Source organism: Bacillus sp. SIMBA_008 (assembly GCF_046535495.1).
Taxonomy (GTDB): domain Bacteria; phylum Bacillota; class Bacilli; order Bacillales; family Bacillaceae; genus Bacillus; species Bacillus subtilis.
This window is the reverse complement of record NZ_JAWRWL010000116.1, coordinates 1-362: the sequence shown is the minus strand read 5'-3', so window position 1 is coordinate 362 and position 362 is coordinate 1. Positions and strand designations below refer to the sequence as shown.

General features: G+C 41.7%; 2 pseudogenes. One reads left to right on the top strand and one right to left on the bottom strand.

What is annotated here, in order from left to right:
- Nucleotides 1–166 (top strand): annotated as a pseudogene (locus SB658_RS22410) (LytR family transcriptional regulator); the annotation flags it as partial.
- Nucleotides 167–197: 31 nt separating this feature from the next.
- On the opposite strand, the pseudogene SB658_RS22405 reads toward SB658_RS22410, so the two are convergent.
- A pseudogene (locus tag SB658_RS22405) lies at nucleotides 198–362 on the bottom strand (UDP-N-acetylglucosamine 2-epimerase (non-hydrolyzing)); the annotation flags it as partial.

The window sequence follows — 362 nt, the reverse complement described above, 5'->3', positions numbered from 1 at the left end:
CGATGATATGTGGACGGTTATGACTGACTATAAAAATGCCCGCAGCAAAGTCACTCAGCATGAACTGAAGGGAACGGGAACGAGAATCAACAATATCTATTATTACAAATTAGATGAAGCAAGCCTCGCTTCAGTCAAAAAAGAATTAAAAGAAAGCCTGAAATAATAAAAAACTCTGCATATGATGCAGAGTTTTTTTATTCTGTAAAAGGCTGCGGACGGGTTTTTCTATAGCCGTACCGATAAAGCAGTTCTTCCGCAATCCGTTTTGAGGCCGATCCGTCACCATAAGGGTTTGACGCCTTTGACATCCGTTCATACTCGGCCTGATCGGTTAAGAGCTGTTTTGTCAGCTGATACAC